Below are 18,284 nucleotides of genomic sequence, written 5' to 3'. Positions count from 1 at the left end.
TTGAATTTGACTGCAAGAGCAGTCAAATAAGTTAAGCTCGCCTATTGACTGGCGGGAGGCTCATATGTGTTATGTGTTTATTTTTGAAACCATTTCTCAATGTTTTTGGCATTAGATTTTACATACTTTTTAATAAATATGGCAACGATAAGATAAAAAGCTGTCATTATTATTGAACCACCTATGCCAATATTATCAAATGCCCCTTGAGGATAGATACTTGCAGTAGCTCCAAAGCAAAACATAATAAAGATAACCCAAAATGCCTTTTTCTGATTATGACTCATGATTCAACTCCATTGAAAACACATAACGCCTTGCTAAGCGGCGAAAAATTGTTGGCTATAATTAGCGAAGAACGAGCAAAAGCCAACTGTTTTTTGTCCATTTAAGCAACTTGTTAGCTTTTTATAAACCACCCGTAATATACCGTTCAAAACCATCACAGTTTTGGTAATAACTAGGTTTTTCCCAGTTATTTCTGTCATTTACTTCTTTTTCAAGGCGCTTCATATCTATTACCTCTGCACTTGGATACTGCTGATAGATATGGAAATACTCTCTTGTGACAGAGCGCTCTTTGTTAGGGCCAAAAAAACAAAAACTTAAACCACCCTTATCTGCACCTTTTGGATAACCATGCCCGTCAATAATAAGTTTATCAAAGAAAATAGCTCCACCATTAATAGGTATATTATTAACTTTTGTTACACCATTAATACTAAGTGAAAGTAGCTTTTCTTTTTCTAACCATACCTTTATGGTGGCATTATCTAATTGGCAAATACTTGTATCTATTACTCCTGGATATATTACACCTTTATCTTCTAGTTCTTTCCTAGCAGCGTTAGGCAAATCCTTTGTAGTCTCGTCATATAATTGTTCAGGATGATTAACATACTCAAATTTAAAAGTTACGAAATCTAGCGATTTATAGCAGTTTTGAAATATGAAAGGTACCCCATAATCTGCGAATGCAAATTTAGGTATAAAAGTAATTATACAAAGTATTAGGAATGAAAATTTCATCAATAAACTCCTTTTTATGTTGATGGTATCGGCTGAAAAGCTAACGCTTTACATATGGGGATTTTAGGAGCGCCTTTTCAGCGAGTGAAATTCCCACCATGATGTTTTTGTTATGTTTTTGATTACTATGATATACCGATCATCCAAGGCATGGCGGCACCAAAAGTGACAGATAAAACTCCAAGAATAAATTTTATGTGATTCATTGAACTACATTTTGAGTACATAAATATACCTGTAAAAAAAACAAACACTGACCACATGACAGACCCCATAAAATAAATAGCAAGAGCACCTTGATTTACTGAGGTTGTATAACCTGGCCCAGCAATAAAATTTAAAAGGAATGTAATAATTAATCCTAGAACGGGAAAGAAACCTAGCATAAAGATTCTTTTATTAGACAACCATTTATTCATGCACGAATCCTTTCGATAAAAAACATAACGCCCCTCTAATAAGTGAACCGAGTGCTGGCGGGCGATTTGCTCTGCAAATGGCATGAAAGCATTGGAAAATCTTAATTCAGAGGCTTGTTAACTTACGTCACGCCATATCAATAACTGGTTTAGCGACAGTGACACCGATAATTAGTAACATCAGAAAAGGGACTGCATGGCACAATATCATCGGATACTTGCCAACAGAATCCTTCGTTGGGATGAAAAAATAGGGGTCAACTTTAAGTAAACATTTATAGAAAGGCATCAATATGGGCTTAAACCAAGTATGAAAGTAATACCCACTTACAGCCACTATCTGTACTTCAATAAGTAATAAGAATATATCAAGCCCAACAGCGTCAACAAACAAAGCTAAAGACACTAACTCTGGGTTAAGTAGCAATACACAGACAACCGATATTGTCGCTATCTCCCACATCCACTTTTTGATGTTCATAAATCCTCCATGATTAAGTAAGTTAACGCCTTGCTCACTGGAAAATTGCGAGCGCAGCGAGTAAATTTTTCCGAGTGCAGCAATTTGTTATGCCCTCGACCTTATAAGCTCAGCAATTTCAGCTGCAATTTCATTGATCGTATGAGTTGCAGTGCTCCTAGCAACTTTGTCGGCCAGAGAGGGGCTATAGTCAACAACTTGTTGTTTCGTGATGTTGTGCCAAATTGGTAGTAAAACCTGTTCGCCAGAAACTGTCCTAGTGACAATGCCGTCAAGCTCATAATTGGTCCAGCCTTTAGCTATAAATGACGGAGAAAGAACTACTAATCCAACGCGACTATTGGCCAGACCTTTATCTATTTTTTGCCTCAGGCTATCGCCAATCCTAAGCGTCATTTCGTCGTACCAAACATTAAGGCCTTCTTTTATCAAAGAATTGGCTAATGGCCTGACGAAATCATCTTTGTCTTCTGATGCATGAGAGATAAATACATCATGTGTTTCTCCGCCAGTTTCTGTAGGCGGCGGAACGTTGTCGCGTACCAAGCTTGGCACTTCTGAAAGTGCTCGCTCCTGGATCTCAGGTAAGGCTCCCGGTAAAACACGTACGGAGGCATTTGTACTGCCACGCAACCCTTGCATGTCTACAGCTACGTACCAGTGCCCTGAATTTGGAACTGCTATTCGTATTGGCGATTTCTTCGCTAATCCACCATAGAATCTATGTTTCCGACCGTTTTTATAGCTGCTGAAGTTCGAACTATCCATGAGCCGAACATTGGCACCACTAGTCAAAGTAACCTCAACCACTTCGCCTCGTTTGAGGTTGCCCAGATCATATTTTAGAAAATTCAATGTCGACTCCTTTCAGGCATAACAGCTTATTGAACGGCTCGACCGATAAAGCCGCACGTTTAAGTTATTGATTAATATCATCCTACATTTGCTATGTCTTTGAAGTAAAACAATTTAATGACTCTTACATTCAAATATAAAACTTAAATTGCACGTTAAACGTGTCGATGGCAAATGTAAAAAATAAACCAAGTAAGATCAATATATTAGAGCAGCCCTATTTTTCTCAACATAGTTCTTTAGACTGCTTTTTATTCATATATTATTGTTATTCCGTCAAACCCATTATGAAGATATATCAACACAGTGTAGGTAACGTAAAGGGGGAAATGATGATGGGAACTGGATATTGAGAAGCAATTAGACAACAACGTTCAGAAAGCGACTATCACTAAACGCATTACCGCTCATACTTTTAGGCATTCTTTTGCGACCAACTTACTGAGGCGTGGTCACGATATAAGAACCGCGCAGGAATTGCTTGGCCATAATGATGTAAAAACAACTCAAATCTATACCCATGTTGCAGGTTTGCACCAAACAGGTGTACAAAGCCCAATGGATTATAGTTAACTAATTAGTTACAGCACGCAAACTAAAATATTGATATTCATTGTTAATTCAAAGGTATAAATTCGTTTTCGGATTTATCTATGAAATAACGCCCATAAAAAAGGACTCTTACGAGCCCTTTTACACTGAGATGATAACAACCGCTTTAGCTGCGACTTACCGCCTATGAGACTTAGCTACGCAAACCAATTCCGCGCGAAATCAAATAGTAAGCTACTGCCCACAAGCTGACGCAAAAGCCAACCATGATGGCGATAGATAACGGTACACTAAGGTCGGCAAAACCTAAAAATCCGTAGCGGAATACGTTAATCATGTATACCACAGGGTTTAAACCCGATACACCTTGCCAAAAAGGTGGCAATAACGATAACGAGTAAAATACACCGCCTAAGTAGGTGAGTGGCGTAAGAATAAAGGTCGGGATAATACTGATATCGTCAAAGCTTTTGGCAAACACGGCATTAATCAAGCCACCGAGTGAGAATAACACTGAGGTTAAAAACATGGTGATAACAACCAAGCCAACATGATGTAAAGAGATATCAACAAACAACATCGCCACTGTGGTCACAATTAGGCCCACGCATAACCCACGGGCGACACCGCCGCCGACATAACCGGCTATCATCACGTAATGCGGTACTGGAGCCACCATGATTTCTTCAATGTTGCGTTGAAACTTGGCGCTATAAAACGATGAGGCCACATTAGAGTATGAGCTGGTGATCACCGACATCATGATTAAACCAGGAGCAATAAACTCCATGTAGGTCACGCCGCCCATTTCACCGATGCGGCTACCAACTAAGTTACCAAAAATTAAAAAATATAACGTCATGGTAATGGCTGGCGGCACTAGTGTTTGGATCCAAATACGGGTGAAGCGATTAATTTCTTTGGTTAAAATACTTTTAAAAGCCACAAAATACAGACTTTTCATTATTTTGACTCCTTGGCTTTCTCTACCAGCTCTACAAACAATTCTTCTAGACGGTTGGCTTTATTGCGCATCGACAAGACTTCGATATTGGCTGAAGTAAACTGAGTAAATAACTCATTAATGTTATTCGATTTCGCCACATCGACTTCTAAAGTATGTGCATCAGTTAAGCGGCAGTTCATATTGGTTAACTGAGGGGCAACATCGAGATCATGACGTAAATCGAAAATAAAGGTTTCAACATCTAGCTTGCTCAATAAAGCCTTCATGGTGGTGCATTCCACCAGCAAACCGGTATCGATAATACCAATGGTGCGACACAGCATTTCGGCTTCTTCAAGGTAGTGTGTGGTTAAAATAATCGTCACACCTTGTTTGTTAATTTGCTTTAAAAACTCCCACATTGAACGACGAAGTTCAATGTCGACGCCAGCTGTTGGCTCATCTAATATTAGCAATTTAGGTTCGTGCATTAACGCACGGGCAATCATTAAACGGCGTTTCATGCCACCAGACAGTTCGCGCGCTTGAGCATGGCGTTTTTGCCATAAATCAAGTTGGGTGAGATACTTTTCAGCACGTTGTAATGCTACGGCTTTTGGCACGCCATAGTAACCCGCTTGGTTAACCACAATTTGTTGCACGGTTTCAAACTGGTTAAAATTAAATTCTTGCGGTACTAACCCGATACATAACTTGGCATGTTCGAGATCTTTATCTATATCGAAACCAAATACCGAAACCGTGCCAGCGGTTTTCTGCACCAATGAGCTGATAATGCCGATGGTGGTAGATTTACCTGCACCATTGGGGCCAAGCAAAGCAAAGAAGTCACCTTGCTTTACCGTCAAACTAATTGACTTAACGGCTTCTACACCGCCTTTATAGGTTTTTTTAAGGTTATCGATCACCAATGCATTGGCGTTATCGGCCATATTGAAATCCTCAACTTACAATGAAAAAAAACTCCCACATCGGCGGGAGTTTATAAATTATGTTTGCTTAATCCAGTGGTACAACTTTAGCGATATAAGGCAAGTTGCGGTATTGCTCTGCGTAGTCGATACCGTAACCGACAATAAACTCGTCAGGAATTGTGATACCAATAAAGTCGACGTGAACATCAACCTCGCGGCGCTCTGGCTTATCTAATAAAGTACAAAGCGCTAAACTTTTTGGTTCGCGCAGTAATAACATCTCGCGCACTTTATTTAAGGTGTTACCTGAGTCGATTAAGTCTTCAACAATTAACACGTCACGGCCAGAGATATCAGACTGCACGTCTTTAAGCACTTTAACGTCGCGTGAGCTAGTGGTTGAATTACCATAACTTGATACTGCCATAAAGTCGATTTCAACATGGCCTTTGATACGGCGACATAAATCGGCCATAAACACTACAGAACCTTTTAATAGGCCAACCATTAATAAGCGTTCACTGTCAGCGTAATGAGCATTAATGCGTTCAGCTAACTGGTCTAAAGTTTTATTGATTTCTTGCTCAGAAATCATCATTTCAATGGTGTGCTTCATAAATCTCTCAATTGTCGATGTCGTGTGACTGAGTACGTCCGTATCCCCAGCGACTCGTTAAGTCGTGTTCAATACCCAAATGATCAAGTATTCGGGAAACCATGAAGTTTACCAGATCTTGAACCGATTTGGGATTATGATAAAAACCTGGTGCCGCTGGCATGATGGTCGCACCATTGCGTGTAAGGCTTAACATATGCTCTAAGTGTATGGCACTAAAAGGAGTTTCACGCGGAACAAGGATTAACTGCCCACGCTCTTTTAATACTACGTCTGCTGCTCTTTCGAGCAAATTATTACTCATTCCTGTGGCGACAGCAGCTAATGTGCCGGTTGAACACGGACAAATCACCATTTGTTTTGGTGCCGCACTGCCTGATGCTGGCGGCGAAAACCATTCATCTTTACCTAACACCACTAATTCGCCTTTTAATGGCTCATCGGAATTATGCAGTTGTTCAAGTAATTGAGCCTTGGCTTTATCTGGATTTGCGCTCAGTTGTAACCCATGCTCGGTGGCTAACACCACACGTGCTGCGCTGGATACCATTAAAAAAACTTGGTAATCAGCCGCGAGCAAGCATTCAAGCAACTTAATACCATATGGTGCGCCAGATGCGCCGGTCCAGGCGAGACTAATTGCTTTGGCTTTTTTGGCATAGGCCATGTTGTACCCTCTATCGGCTAAAGCCGTTACGCTAGAGCCTTAATTATTTTCTGGTGAATACCATTGAAGCCACCATTACTCATAATGACCACGGTATCACCTTTATTGGCGGTGGTGGCTACTGTGTTAATAATGTCTTCTATATTGTTAAACACAGTCACAGGAAGTGGCGCATTAGCCATACTGGCATGAATGTCCCAACCAATATTGTCCGCTTGATATAAGTAGCCAACATCAGCCAATACCATCGAATTGGCCAGCGTATCTTTATGTACACCGCTTTTCATGGTGTTCGATCGCGGCTCTAGCACTACAATAATCTTGCCATTGGCATGATCACTGGAAGCCACTTTGGCCCTTAGCCCTTGCAAGGTGGTGGCAATAGCGGTTGGATGATGAGCAAAATCGTCATACACAGACACCCCATTGACGGTAGCCAATAATTCTAAACGACGCTTAGGTGGACTGAACTGTGTCAATGCCTCTATAGCATGGCTTGGTGCTACGCCAACATGACGTGCCGCAGCGATAGCCATAATTGCGTTTTCGATATTGTGCTGACCTATCAATGCCCAGTGTAATATCCCTTGTGACTCGCCCTTAAACAGCACTTCAAACACATGGCCGTCGTCGGCAATAGTACGCGACTGCCAGGCACTTGGTTCACCTTGGCTTGCTAAAGGACTGTCTGAATGATTAGCTATATCTGTGGCTAAGGTTGGCGATTTAGAATAAATTTCTTGTTCGCTCCAACAGCCCATATCAATCACTTGCTGCACAGCTTCAACATCGCTAGGCCAAATAACCTTACCTTCGCCCGGCACAGTGCGGATAACATGATTAAATTGACGTTGAATGGCTGCGAGATCGGCAAAAATATCGGCATGATCAAATTCAAGATTATTGATCACTAACGTGCGTGGATGGTAATGCACAAACTTAGAGCGTTTATCAAAAAAGGCACTGTCGTATTCGTCGGCTTCAACCACAAAAAACACTGAGTTACCTAAACGGGCTGACACGCCAAAGTTTTGCGGCACGCCACCAATTAAAAATCCCGGCTCGTAGCCGCAGTATTCTAAAACCCACGCGAGCATGCTGGAGGTAGAGGTTTTGCCGTGAGTACCCGCTACCGCCAACACCCAACGGTCTTGCAAAATATGTTCAGACAAAAACTGCGGCCCAGAAGTGTATTTAATACCACGGTTTAATACCGCTTCTACACATGGATTACCGCGACTCATGGCATTACCAATAACCACTAAATCTGGTTGATTATCGCCTTCTTTGCCTAATTGAATGGGATCAAAACCTTGGATTAGCTCAATACCTTGTTGCTCAAGCTGGGTGCTCATCGGCGGGTAAACGTTAGCATCACTGCCGGTTACTTTGTGGCCCATTGCGCGGGCTAGTAGGGCTAAACCGCCCATAAAGGTGCCACAAATACCTAATATGTGTACGTGCATATTCAACTCTAATTGGTCCGTAATATGGCGGTTATTCTAATCTATTGCGCAACAGAATGTCAGTTAACAATGATTGAAATTAATCTAGGGCCAGTTGCTAATACAAAATAAAAAACAGTCCCATACTGAGTACGGTTGTGAGTAAGGTGTTGCGGGTAACGTAAGCCAGCACTGTGGCCACCAGAGCACAAGTTAAATAGGGGTTATATACACTAATAGCAAGTTGGCCTTCGGGCACAAACACAATTGGCGCTAAGATAGCGGTTAATACCGCTGGGGCTGAATAGCTTAAAAACGTTAAGGTATTTTTACTTAAGCGAATAGGCAATTTAGGTTCTAACAACAAGTGTCGACTGATAAACACCACCGCCGCCATGGAGAAAATAATCAGCCAGATCATAGCTTGTGATCCTTATTTGCGGTCACTGAAGAAGTAGATTCAGCGGTATTCGAATTAGCGATAGCAGAATCAATGTTACTCGAATTAACTCTAGCTGAAACCACAGCGTCTTCGTTAGTCAATTTGGCGTAAGTCATGCCTGCTGCCATGCCCGATATTGCCGCAATTAATAGCCCGGCTTGAATCGCAAATACTGCGCACACGACAGCTAAGGTAAGCGACACCAGGACACACACTAATATTGATGGCTTTTTTACTGTGGGGACTACGATGGCGATAAAGGTGGCAGCGATGGCAAAGTCGAGTCCGAGTTCGCCTAAGTTGTCGATAGACTGCCCTGCGACAATGCCAAGCAAAGTAGCAATATTCCAACCAAGATAAAAGGTTAAGCCGCCGCCCAAAGCATACCAGCGATCAAACTGATGTTGCGCTGGCGAGTCGCCTTTATGAGCTTGATTGGCGATAGCAAACAGTTCATCTGTGAGTAAAAAACCTAAGCCTAAACGCCATTTAAGGGGTAAAGGGCTTATATGAGTGCGCATCGCCATGGCATACAGCAAATGTCGAGAGGTGATCAGTAAGGTGGTGATCAAGATACTGCTAATACCAATACCGGCTTTTATCATACCGAGTGCAACCAACTGGGCACTACCCGCAAAGATAATTGCCGACATCGCTTGGCTTTCAACTGGCGTTAGGCCCACTTCCAGTGCAAACGATCCGGCAAGTATCCCCCAAGGGATCACCGCAATCGTCAGCGGCATAACGGCAAGCGCACCAGCTAAAAACGATTTAGTTTTGGTGGGGGTAACAGAAGTTAACTCAAGGGTGTCCACGTTATATCCTTATTGACTGATATTGTTATTCCCTCAAATACAGCTTGATAGGAAACAAGAAGATTAGCTTAACGTGAATAAGTTAGTAAAGCCCTTGAAATATGATCATGAATCTTACCAGGGTATCAGTTGATCTATAACGTTTTTAGCTGTGATTAATCGCTCGATGAAATATACAAGTATGAGCGTTATTCACTGGTTCAAAACATAGTATGTAGCATAGGTGTTAAATGCTAAATGCAGCAATACCCAACTCACTAACGCAGGCACTCATGTGCAACCACAAGCTTAACCACAACCAAGCAATAAAAAACCAATATTTAAATTAAAATCAATTACTTATAAAAACAAATGACGACAAAAGAAGATTGCTAACAAATTTCCAAGATTGGTGGCAAGTAATTGATGCTTTAATACTGATTTAACCTGTTTTTAAGCGGTAATTATCACACCACTACATTAGCTCAGCCTTAAGTAACGTTTATGATAAAATGACTCACCTCATATTTTTTACTATAAAAGACATTAAATATAGTATGTAGATTTTTATATTCATCATTTACATTTATCAAATAGTATTAGTCGCGACGATATTACCCAAAAACGTTTTGCACTTCTAAGTTGCAAAAAAACATATATTTTATATTCAAATTTAGTATCGAGAAAAAACAAACGCCAAATTATACATTTATGCAATTAACTAAAAGTCTCGCATGAACGAATTTTAAACAAGTAAAAAATATACACAAAAAGGAATTACATTAAATGTAATTCCGATACGTATTAAATTCGAGTATATAAATCGAAAAGTGAAAAACACATGTTGGATTAAATAACTAACAAAGCAACCTAGGCTATCGTGAACAATGTGATTGAAAATATCATTTATTAAAAAACACCAATAACCGCCTACACCAAAGCCAATTTTTACTCAATAAGCATTAAGAAGTAAAACTATCAAGAAAACTCATACTAAGGTCTAGATGCAACACCCAAGTTCATATCAAAACATATATTTATAATGCTCATATAGCTAAAACAACATCTGTATAGACTTTATTGTTAAACAAGCTCACTGGTTAACTCGCGTATCTGCTGTTTTAACCAAGTAGCATCTTCATTATCTGCATTGGGATGCGTCACCAATACTAACTTTAATGGTTCTACAACGTTAAAAAGACGATTCACTTCGTATTCAGATATCTGACAAGCATGTAAACCTGACTCCTCATCTACCATGTCGTAAACGGCCTTGTAAGGTGTTAATGCCAACGACTTACAATCAGAAAGGTAATCAAATAAAGAAGATACATTTGTAATAGTCATTTCAGTTTCAAGAGGTAGATTGTTGAGTTGACAATACTCTTGAAACGGATTGATTATTGGCGCTTGGGCTCCCATAAGCGTATTGATGTATGGATACTCGGCAATACTTTCTAAAGTGATTTCTTGCTTTAAAATGCGATGATTTTTACAACTTAACAAGTACTGTGACCCCATTTCGGCAAGCACTTCAACGTGTAACTTTTGATCAAAGCAATGAATTTCCTCAGGGCTTTTACAGCCACACAAGACAATACTATTAGGGTCGTTAGAAACGCTTTCTAGAGCATGTTTATCCCAATTGTTCACATTGATATGAATATCTTTATGATGCTCTTTAATTGAATTCATTAATGCACGTGGGTAAGCATGAGCAATCATTCCTGGCATCACTAATTCAAAATGTCGACTATGTGGCAATGAGGTACTATTCAGCCGATTGAAATTTTTAGCACAGTCCACAATTTCTTTTGCAATAGGGTAGATCCTCCCTGCATAATCGTTCGGTACCAATCCATATTTACGTCTAATAAAAAGCTCATCACCGAATAGCAATCTTGCTGAATGTAAACAACGACTAATCTTTGATGCTGGTACATCCAGTATTCTAGACACATGAGTAGCCGATTTGTTTTCGTACAAACTTACTAATATAGAAAGTGTTAATAAGTCTAATTTATCTAAGTCAATCTTCTTCATCACAGATACTCCCTTAGAGGTATTTAACATATCATATTATCGATTTATATAATATTTCATAACTTTATTTTAAGTATTTGATGATTACTTAATCCAGATCATAAAAATCAGTTATCAAAAACAACTCATTTTACAAAAACACTTTAAAGAGGAAATAGCTTAAGTATGATTACTACCGAGGTGACGATTAAGCCTGCACAAAAATTATAAAGAAAAATGTCAAAATGAGCATTTCAACTTCTGCAATATTCAATTCAGCATTTTAAAAAACTCTATTGTAAACTTAAATATTAATATATTTAAATAAATATTTCTCTTAATTTAACATGCTAAAAATAACAATAAGATCCAAATCATAACTACAATCAAATAAATAATAATCACCTCATTTAATTGATTACGATCAATTAAAAATGAAAATACAAGGATAGTATTAATCGTACGTCGACGACGTACAGTTAATAAAACAATAAGTGTTTGGAGGTTGGTATGTTCACTTCAGTCTTTTTAAGTTATGTATTTATATACTCAGTTTTATTTATCGTTGTTCCATTTATATTAGTTGTTTTCATTATGACTTGTATAAAGTTCTTCAAAACTAATACAGAGGACCACACAGTAAAATTTAAAAAAATGCTTTTTGATACTCAAAGTTTTGACTTTTTAAAATCACTAAAAACCATGATTGGCGAAAAATATGACGTTTGTTGTAACGTTCCAATCGATACCGTGTTTGAAATGGATTCACAAACTGCTGCCGAAAATCATACACGACTCGATTATGTCGTCATTGACCATGATTCGTCAGAAGTGAAGTTAGTTATCTCTGATTTTAGTAATCAAGATGATGCTAACTCAAAAAGTTTGTTCGAAAAATTCAACATTAAATTAGTTGAAATGGCTCGAGGCAAACCTTGTGACATGCAAATGTTAAAACTATCCCTACCTGTATGAAGACCTTATCGGGTGACGACAAGCTGTTTTCACTCGATATTTTATCTTTTTAAATTCTGATCGCGAGGATTCATTATGTCCGTGAATAAATGGCTATTGCCACTCGGCATAGGATTGCTATCACTGTTTCTTAGCCAAGGCGCTCTCAGCGATGAACTTACTGGCAAAATTAACAATGATTCATGCATGAAATGCCATAAACGAAATGGAGCAATGCAGGGATATCATAGCCATGACTCATTAAACATGAGTTGTAGCTCTTGCCATGGTGAAAAAGGCAATCATCCTAGAAAGCCTAATGATTTGATGGTGTTTTCTTCGGACAATGACATCCCTGTTACGGCTAAAAATGCTGTATGCCTTAAATGTCATACGCCAACAAAGTTAGCTGACGCAGAATGGACACATAACGTACATGCGCAAAAAACCAGCTGTACATCTTGTCATCAATTGCACCCTAAATTAGATCCGATGTTGGGGTTAAGTGCCTCAGAGCGCAGCAATAAATGCCAAAACTGTCACTCGGTGCGAGGTAAGTAATCATGGAAAACTCAAGAAGGCATTTTCTTAAAAGCACCTGTGCATTGGTTGCAGGCGTGTCGGTATATCCACTCAGTGGCAAAAATGCCAATGCAGAAATGGAAGCCGATATAAACAACATAAAGTACGCTTTGTTACATGATGAAACCAAATGCATTGGCTGTAATGCCTGTGTTGAAGCATGTCGAGAAGTGAATCATGTCCCCGAAGGCGTTACACGACTAAGCATTGAAAGAACTGGACCATTTGGAGAATACCCTAATCAATTTTATCATTTCTCTCGGCATTCTTGCGAGCATTGCGAAGAGGCACCCTGCATTTCTGTTTGTCCCACCGGTGCCGCCTTTATTAATAAAGAAACCGGTATTGTTGCAGTCAATGCAGATAAATGTGTCGGTTGCCAATACTGTATTGCAGCCTGCCCTTATGAAGTACGCTTTATTAATCCTGTGACTAAAGCTGCTGACAAATGTGATTTTTGCCGCGAAACGAATCTCAAACAGGGTAAACAACCTGCCTGTGTAGAAATATGTCCGACAAAAGCATTAGTGTTTGGCAATCTTAAAGATCCCGAGTCCGAACTGGTTGCACTATTGAAGGCTAATCCGACTGAGCGCTTTAAGCAACGTTTAGGTACCCGGCCTAAAATATTTCGAATTAAAGCGAAACTAGGGGAGATTATATTATGAGTGCTTTTCATTTTGATACCTTGGTTTGGCACTGGCCCATTGCAATATACCTCTTTTTAGCGGGGGTATCCGCAGGCGCCATGTTCTTCTCTGTTTTATTGAAACATTTTTGCCTAAAAGATAAAGCACATCAGTCTGGATTTATTATCGCTGCGTGTATTATTGCGGCAATTTCCGTGGTAGCAGGCTTGGGGGTGTTGGTATTAGATTTAACCAAACCTTTGGACTTTTGGAAGATCCTAGTGTTTTACAACCCTACATCGGTAATGTCGATGGGTGTGCTTATATTAATGCTTTATCAAGTATTTATGTATGCCTGGATTGTAATTACATTCAGAAAAATCATTGATGATTTTTGTGAACAACGTTTTCCGATTGTTTGTAAGCTAACACGCATTATCGCGCATTATGAAGCAGGTATAACCGGCTTACTGGTTATCTTCTGTGTATCGTTAGGTGCCTATACCGGCTTTTTATTATCCGCTCAACCTCACTTCCCGATGTGGAATACTGGCGTGTTACCTTTGCTGTTTTTGGTTTCAGGCTTATCTTCAGGTGCTGCGGCAACGTTATTAGGTGGTGTGTTACTCAAAGGCAATCCCAATGGTGCAGAAGTTCGTTTCATTCATAAAATAGAGATCCCACTGATTTTAGGCGAGATACTACTTATGTTCACCTTCTTCCTGGGTTTAGTCTTCAGTGGTGGCCAAAGCAAGGTGGCGGCATTCAATGCTGTCGGAGTAGGTTTTTGGGGCTTTATATTTTGGTTTGGGATTATGGGATTAGGATTATCGGCCCCATTAGCGATGAACTTATTTATGACTGCCACTTCAAAACGCAAGTTTGCCTATGTTGCCGGAACGGCATGCTTAAGTTTATTGGGGGTTATATTGTTGCGTAACTTCATCCTTTACACTGGTCAAATGGTAGTAAACTAGTCGCACTTTTAACGGTGATAGCACGCATTAGCAACCGTACTGTCACCGTATAACTAACAGAGACTAACTCGCTTAGCGTTACACCTATTTCATCACTTGCCATTACCGCCTAACTATTTTCGACCAAGTGAACATCAGCAATCATTAGAACAGAGTGATTAAAACAGAGTCGTTCAAACTCAGTCATATAAGCTCAGTCATTTAAGCTTCGCAATACTCCCTACCCCTTAGATTCGATATGAGTATTTTCAATTACAGCTGAGTAAATTGTCTAATTAAATTATGATACACATTATGCAAGTTATCTAATTCAGCACGATCGGTATGTTCAGCTTTAATCAAATTTTGAATGCTTTGATCGAGCTGATACAAGGTTTGACGTAAAGTCACATCGGCAACCATACTTTGCATCCATGTAATAGCTGCAATCCGCTGCCCTCGAGTTACCGCAGTCACTTTATGCAAACTACTCGACGGGTATACTACAGCGTATCCTGCCGGTAATTTAATGTGTTGCTGGCCAAATTCGGTGGCAATAACTAACTCACCACCGTCATACTCTTCGGGTTCACTCAAAAATACCGTCATTGATACATCACTGCGGATGACTTCTGCGGTATTAGGGATACGCATAATGGCTGCATCAACATGATAGCCATACTCTTCGGTTTCGCTATAACGATTAAAGCACGGCGGAAATATCTTGTGCGGTAACGCCGCCGATACAATTTTAGGCGTTTCGCCAATACGCGCCAGTAGCTGATTAGCGAGTTGGCGCACATTAGCGTGTTGTGCATCTGCTTGATTATTATTTTTAACCGACGCCGCCATCCCCATTGCGGTTTTACGACCGTCGCCCCACGGACATTCAGCCAGTTGCAGACGATAAGCGCTGACGTCCTGTTTCGAGAGAATTTGTTCAATAACAATCATGCAAACACCTTTAATTAAAACTCATATGTCATCGATAATTTAGCATTACGGGCATCACCTAAGTACATAAATGAGCCAGAACGATAAGCTGCAGTCCAGTATTCTTCATTGAGTATGTTGCCCACGTTTATACGGAAGGTTAAATCCTCGGAGGCATTGTAACTGGCAAATAAATCAACTACCTGATAGTTAGGTACCACAATGCTGTAACGGCTATTGTCGCTATCATATCCTGCTGCAGTGTCTGGTTGTCCACCATACATTTCACTTTGATAAGTGTAACTACCACCAAATACGAATGACTCTGTTAGCTCATAACGTAGCTGTAAATAAGCGCTTTCGTCTGCAAAGTTACTCAGTACTAAACCAATGTTAGCTGGATTGTAAGACTCTAAAATTTCTGAATCCATTTTAGCTGCCGAGAATTGTATGCTGAGTTTGTCAGTAATATTGCCGACCATACCAAACTCGATACCTTTAACGCGGTTTTTACCGGTATTAAGTGTCCCCAAAGTTGAGTAGCTGTCGCCAACACTTTCCATTACATCACTTTTAGTGATTTGGAAAATCGATGCCGAAAACATCATTTTGTCGTCAAACAACATCCACTTGGTACCAAGCTCCAAGTTTTCAACCAATTCAGCGTCAGCTTCAGTTGCCTGATCTGGCGTACCACAAATACCACCATAACCACAGTTAGCCCCTAAGTCAGACTCCCCGCCATTGATGTTAGTAGCAGTACTGTAATTAGCGTAAATATTAGCATCATCAGATAAGTCATAAACTAAGCCAATATTACCGTTGTACATGGTATCGGAATAGGCATAATCCACTTCTCCACCACGACCCGTTGTGTCGTTACTGTAATCAAAGCTGTCTTGTCTTAAACCAAAGAACAAGGCTAGCTGATCGGTTAATTCGACCGTATCCATTACGTATGCCGATACGGTTTCGATGTCGTATACAGCATCTGAGCCACCATCAACATAGCTGCGATTCATTAATTGGCCAATATTATCGACAGCATTTCCGTTACCATCAATAATACAATATGACTCTGATACGCCACCGCGACCATTGGTTAAACAATTACCCTGATTGTTGTTGGTGATGCTATATACGCCGTTGTCGACATTTTCATCTGTATATTCAAGGCCAAATACTAACTTGTGATTAAAACCAAGTGCCTGGGTATTCCAAAATAGATTGAACTGAGTACTGACATAATCAACATCTTGATTACCTTGATGAGTACTCAACGTTAGAGTGCTAGCACCAGGTGCTGTTGGATCGGTAGCTGCACGCGTCGAGCCGCCCATACCTGTTGTAATGTAGCCGTTTTCGGTATGACCAACACGTGTAGCATTGTACAAAGTAATGCTGTCATTTAACTCATATTCGGTACGTAAGGTGAACGTGGATACTTTTGAATTTAAAAAGTCACCATCTTGAGCGTACACAGGAATATCTTTAATCGGTTCACGGGTTTCACGATCAAAATAACTGCCTAAATCTGGTACATCTTTCGCGTCTAGGTAGTAACCGTCGGCAGTAAATGACAATGCATCGGTGGCTTCGTACACACCTGATAACTGCACACCTTGACGTTCACTCGTAATACCTTCGCGACCGGGCTTGTCTTCTTCAGCCGTTAATCCGTTAAGACGCACAGCCACTTTTTCTGATATCGGTAAGTTATAGTCAACCGTTAAACGAGTATGATCGTCAGTGCCAACACCAAGATCGACGCGGCCAAAATCGTAAGCTACCGAAGCTTTTTTAGTCACACTGTTAATGGCACCGCCTGATGAACCACGGCCAGCAAATGTTGAACTAGGACCTTTGGTTATTTCAACACGCTCGGTAGCAAAACTTTCACGAGTGGTCATGCCAGGATCGCGTAGTCCATCAACAAACACGTCACTACGAGCTTCGTGGCCACGAATAATATAGCGATCACCGAACGCATTACCGTTTTCACCAGTACCTAAGGTCACACCGGCTTGGGCTGACAAAATGTCTTTTAAATCAGTATTACCTGACTCTTGAATTTGATCTTGAGTTAACACGGTAATCACTTGCGGCGTATCGACAAGTGCAGCCATCCGACGTTTATCGGCAGAGTTATTAAACATGTAAACCGAGTTTTGCACGCCATGAACACGAATTCGCTCTATAGATTCGTCCGTTTGCGCTGGTTTACATTTCGCCAATATATCCTTATCGCAAGTTTCATTTTTAGTATCTGCAGCGTATAGCGCTGGGCTACTGAATACTAATGCTGCAGCTACCGCTTGAGCACCTAATGATAACTTACTGTAATTATTAGACTTCATGTTTAACATCATCCTGTTATTAATAAGCATTAACTAAATTTCATTTATGTGCTGCACTTTACATAAATGAAACAAAGATCGCAAATACAAATCATTATCATTTATGTAAAGATTCGTGCGGAGTGCAATTTAATTAACAAAATATAGAAATAAACACACAGGTAGGCGTTATTAGTAACCGTTTGAATACCGCTCAGAAAGAGCGGTCTGGTCGAAATAAGTTAACTGACTTGATAAAGCTCTAACGGAAGTCCATCTGGATCGCTAAAAAAGGTATATTGTTTGCCGGTATATTCGTCAATACGTACAGGCTCAACTGAAATATTATTCTGCTGCAAATGAGTAACTACAACATCGATGTCATCAACTTTGAACGCTAAATGGCGCAAACCTTGAGCCTCTGGATAACTGGGTCTTGGCGGTGCGCCATTAAATGAAAACAACTCAATTTGACTGCCATCGGGCAAGCTTAAATCGAGTTTGTAAGAATCACGTGCTTGGCGATAATGTTCCGCAATAACTTTTAAGCCTAATATTTGGCTGTAAAACGCTTTTGAGCGTGGGTAATCGGCACAAATAATCGCGACGTGATGAATTCCATTTAGCATGGTTGCCCTTATAAACCTATTCTTTAAAAAACCTTTTAAACTAAACACTTAATAAAATGAAT

20 protein-coding genes and 1 pseudogene are annotated in these 18,284 nt (G+C 40.1%); 5 read left to right on the top strand and 16 right to left on the bottom strand.

Going from position 1 to position 18,284, the window contains the following annotated elements:
• Positions 1–77: 77 nt before the first annotated feature.
• The 5 genes from ACED29_RS03380 to ACED29_RS03360 form a co-directional block, all read right to left on the bottom strand.
• Complete coding sequence (locus ACED29_RS03380; RefSeq protein WP_182698636.1) at positions 78–287, bottom strand: hypothetical protein; 210 nt, start codon at positions 285–287, stop codon at positions 78–80.
• A gap of 121 nt (positions 288–408) precedes the next feature.
• Positions 409–1,029 carry a hypothetical protein gene (locus ACED29_RS03375; RefSeq protein WP_182698635.1) on the bottom strand — a complete coding sequence of 207 codons (621 nt, stop codon included), beginning with the start codon at positions 1,027–1,029 and terminating at the stop codon, positions 409–411.
• Positions 1,030–1,154: 125 nt separating this feature from the next.
• Complete coding sequence (locus ACED29_RS03370; RefSeq protein WP_182698634.1) at positions 1,155–1,448, bottom strand: hypothetical protein; 294 nt, start codon at positions 1,446–1,448, stop codon at positions 1,155–1,157.
• 127 nt (positions 1,449–1,575) lie between these two features.
• Entirely contained in the window at positions 1,576–1,929 is a 354-nt protein-coding gene (locus ACED29_RS03365) for a hypothetical protein (RefSeq protein WP_371697035.1), read from the bottom strand.
• Between the two features lie 87 nt (positions 1,930–2,016).
• Complete coding sequence (locus ACED29_RS03360) at positions 2,017–2,784, bottom strand: DUF1883 domain-containing protein (RefSeq protein WP_371697034.1); 768 nt, start codon at positions 2,782–2,784, stop codon at positions 2,017–2,019.
• A gap of 348 nt (positions 2,785–3,132) precedes the next feature.
• Here ACED29_RS03360 and ACED29_RS03355 point away from each other — a divergent pair.
• A pseudogene (locus ACED29_RS03355) lies at positions 3,133–3,357 on the top strand (tyrosine-type recombinase/integrase); the annotation flags it as partial.
• A 172-nt stretch (positions 3,358–3,529) separates the two neighbouring features.
• Here ACED29_RS03355 and ACED29_RS03350 read toward each other — a convergent pair.
• The 8 genes from ACED29_RS03350 to ACED29_RS03315 all read right to left on the bottom strand — a co-directional run bounded on the left by ACED29_RS03350 (position 3,530) and on the right by ACED29_RS03315 (position 11,224).
• Positions 3,530–4,300 carry an ABC transporter permease gene (locus tag ACED29_RS03350; protein WP_124017379.1) on the bottom strand — a complete coding sequence of 257 codons (771 nt, stop codon included), beginning with the start codon at positions 4,298–4,300 and terminating at the stop codon, positions 3,530–3,532.
• On the bottom strand, positions 4,300–5,235 hold the full coding sequence (locus ACED29_RS03345) for an ABC transporter ATP-binding protein (protein ID WP_124017378.1): 936 nt from the start codon (positions 5,233–5,235) through the stop codon (positions 4,300–4,302). The genes ACED29_RS03350 and ACED29_RS03345 overlap by 1 nt, the downstream gene beginning before the upstream one ends.
• Positions 5,236–5,302: 67 nt before the next feature.
• Positions 5,303–5,833 (bottom strand): hypoxanthine phosphoribosyltransferase, encoded by a 531-nt coding sequence (hpt, locus tag ACED29_RS03340; RefSeq protein WP_124017377.1) that lies wholly within the window; start codon positions 5,831–5,833, stop codon positions 5,303–5,305.
• Between the two features lie 7 nt (positions 5,834–5,840).
• Positions 5,841–6,500, bottom strand: coding sequence for a flavin prenyltransferase UbiX (locus ACED29_RS03335; protein WP_124017376.1), 660 nt, complete (start codon positions 6,498–6,500; stop codon positions 5,841–5,843).
• Positions 6,501–6,526: 26 nt separating this feature from the next.
• Positions 6,527–7,966, bottom strand: coding sequence for a UDP-N-acetylmuramate:L-alanyl-gamma-D-glutamyl-meso-diaminopimelate ligase (gene mpl / locus ACED29_RS03330; RefSeq protein WP_182723425.1), 1,440 nt, complete (start codon positions 7,964–7,966; stop codon positions 6,527–6,529).
• Between the two features lie 97 nt (positions 7,967–8,063).
• Complete coding sequence (locus ACED29_RS03325) at positions 8,064–8,366, bottom strand: AzlD domain-containing protein (protein WP_182755639.1); 303 nt, start codon at positions 8,364–8,366, stop codon at positions 8,064–8,066.
• Complete coding sequence (locus ACED29_RS03320; RefSeq protein WP_371697033.1) at positions 8,363–9,202, bottom strand: AzlC family ABC transporter permease; 840 nt, start codon at positions 9,200–9,202, stop codon at positions 8,363–8,365. The genes ACED29_RS03325 and ACED29_RS03320 overlap by 4 nt, the downstream gene beginning before the upstream one ends.
• A gap of 1,062 nt (positions 9,203–10,264) precedes the next feature.
• Entirely contained in the window at positions 10,265–11,224 is a 960-nt protein-coding gene (locus tag ACED29_RS03315; protein ID WP_124017373.1) for a LysR family transcriptional regulator, read from the bottom strand.
• A 489-nt stretch (positions 11,225–11,713) separates the two neighbouring features.
• On the opposite strand from ACED29_RS03315, the gene ACED29_RS03310 reads away from it, so the two are divergent.
• The 4 genes from ACED29_RS03310 (at position 11,714) to nrfD (ending at position 14,345) form a co-directional block, all read left to right on the top strand.
• Positions 11,714–12,178 (top strand): hypothetical protein, encoded by a 465-nt coding sequence (locus ACED29_RS03310; RefSeq protein ID WP_182698618.1) that lies wholly within the window; start codon positions 11,714–11,716, stop codon positions 12,176–12,178.
• A gap of 75 nt (positions 12,179–12,253) precedes the next feature.
• Positions 12,254–12,718, top strand: a complete 465-nt coding sequence (locus ACED29_RS03305; RefSeq protein ID WP_371697032.1) for a cytochrome c3 family protein — start codon at positions 12,254–12,256, stop codon at positions 12,716–12,718.
• 2 nt (positions 12,719–12,720) lie between these two features.
• Positions 12,721–13,407: a 4Fe-4S dicluster domain-containing protein gene (locus ACED29_RS03300; protein ID WP_371697031.1), complete on the top strand. Its 687-nt coding sequence runs from the start codon at positions 12,721–12,723 to the stop codon at positions 13,405–13,407.
• A complete protein-coding gene (gene nrfD, locus ACED29_RS03295; RefSeq protein ID WP_182698616.1) occupies positions 13,404–14,345 on the top strand; it encodes an NrfD/PsrC family molybdoenzyme membrane anchor subunit in 942 nt (313 codons plus the stop codon). Before ACED29_RS03300 ends, nrfD begins: the two co-directional genes overlap by 4 nt.
• 252 nt (positions 14,346–14,597) lie before the next feature.
• Here the strand turns inward: nrfD and ACED29_RS03290 are convergent, their stop codons facing one another.
• The 3 genes from ACED29_RS03290 to ACED29_RS03280 form a co-directional block, all read right to left on the bottom strand.
• On the bottom strand, positions 14,598–15,278 hold the full coding sequence (locus ACED29_RS03290) for a Fe2+-dependent dioxygenase (protein ID WP_124017368.1): 681 nt from the start codon (positions 15,276–15,278) through the stop codon (positions 14,598–14,600).
• Between the two features lie 14 nt (positions 15,279–15,292).
• Positions 15,293–17,623: a TonB-dependent receptor gene (locus ACED29_RS03285; protein WP_371697038.1), complete on the bottom strand. Its 2,331-nt coding sequence runs from the start codon at positions 17,621–17,623 to the stop codon at positions 15,293–15,295.
• A 212-nt stretch (positions 17,624–17,835) separates the two neighbouring features.
• The gene (locus tag ACED29_RS03280; RefSeq protein ID WP_124017366.1) at positions 17,836–18,222 is read right to left on the bottom strand and encodes a VOC family protein; all 387 of its coding nucleotides are present in this window, start codon (positions 18,220–18,222) and stop codon (positions 17,836–17,838) included.
• Positions 18,223–18,284: the final 62 nt, after the last annotated feature.

The organism is Shewanella sp. 5S214, from assembly GCF_041439795.1.
Lineage (GTDB): Bacteria > Pseudomonadota > Gammaproteobacteria > Enterobacterales > Shewanellaceae > Shewanella > Shewanella vesiculosa.
This window is presented reverse-complemented; position numbering and strand designations above follow the sequence as displayed.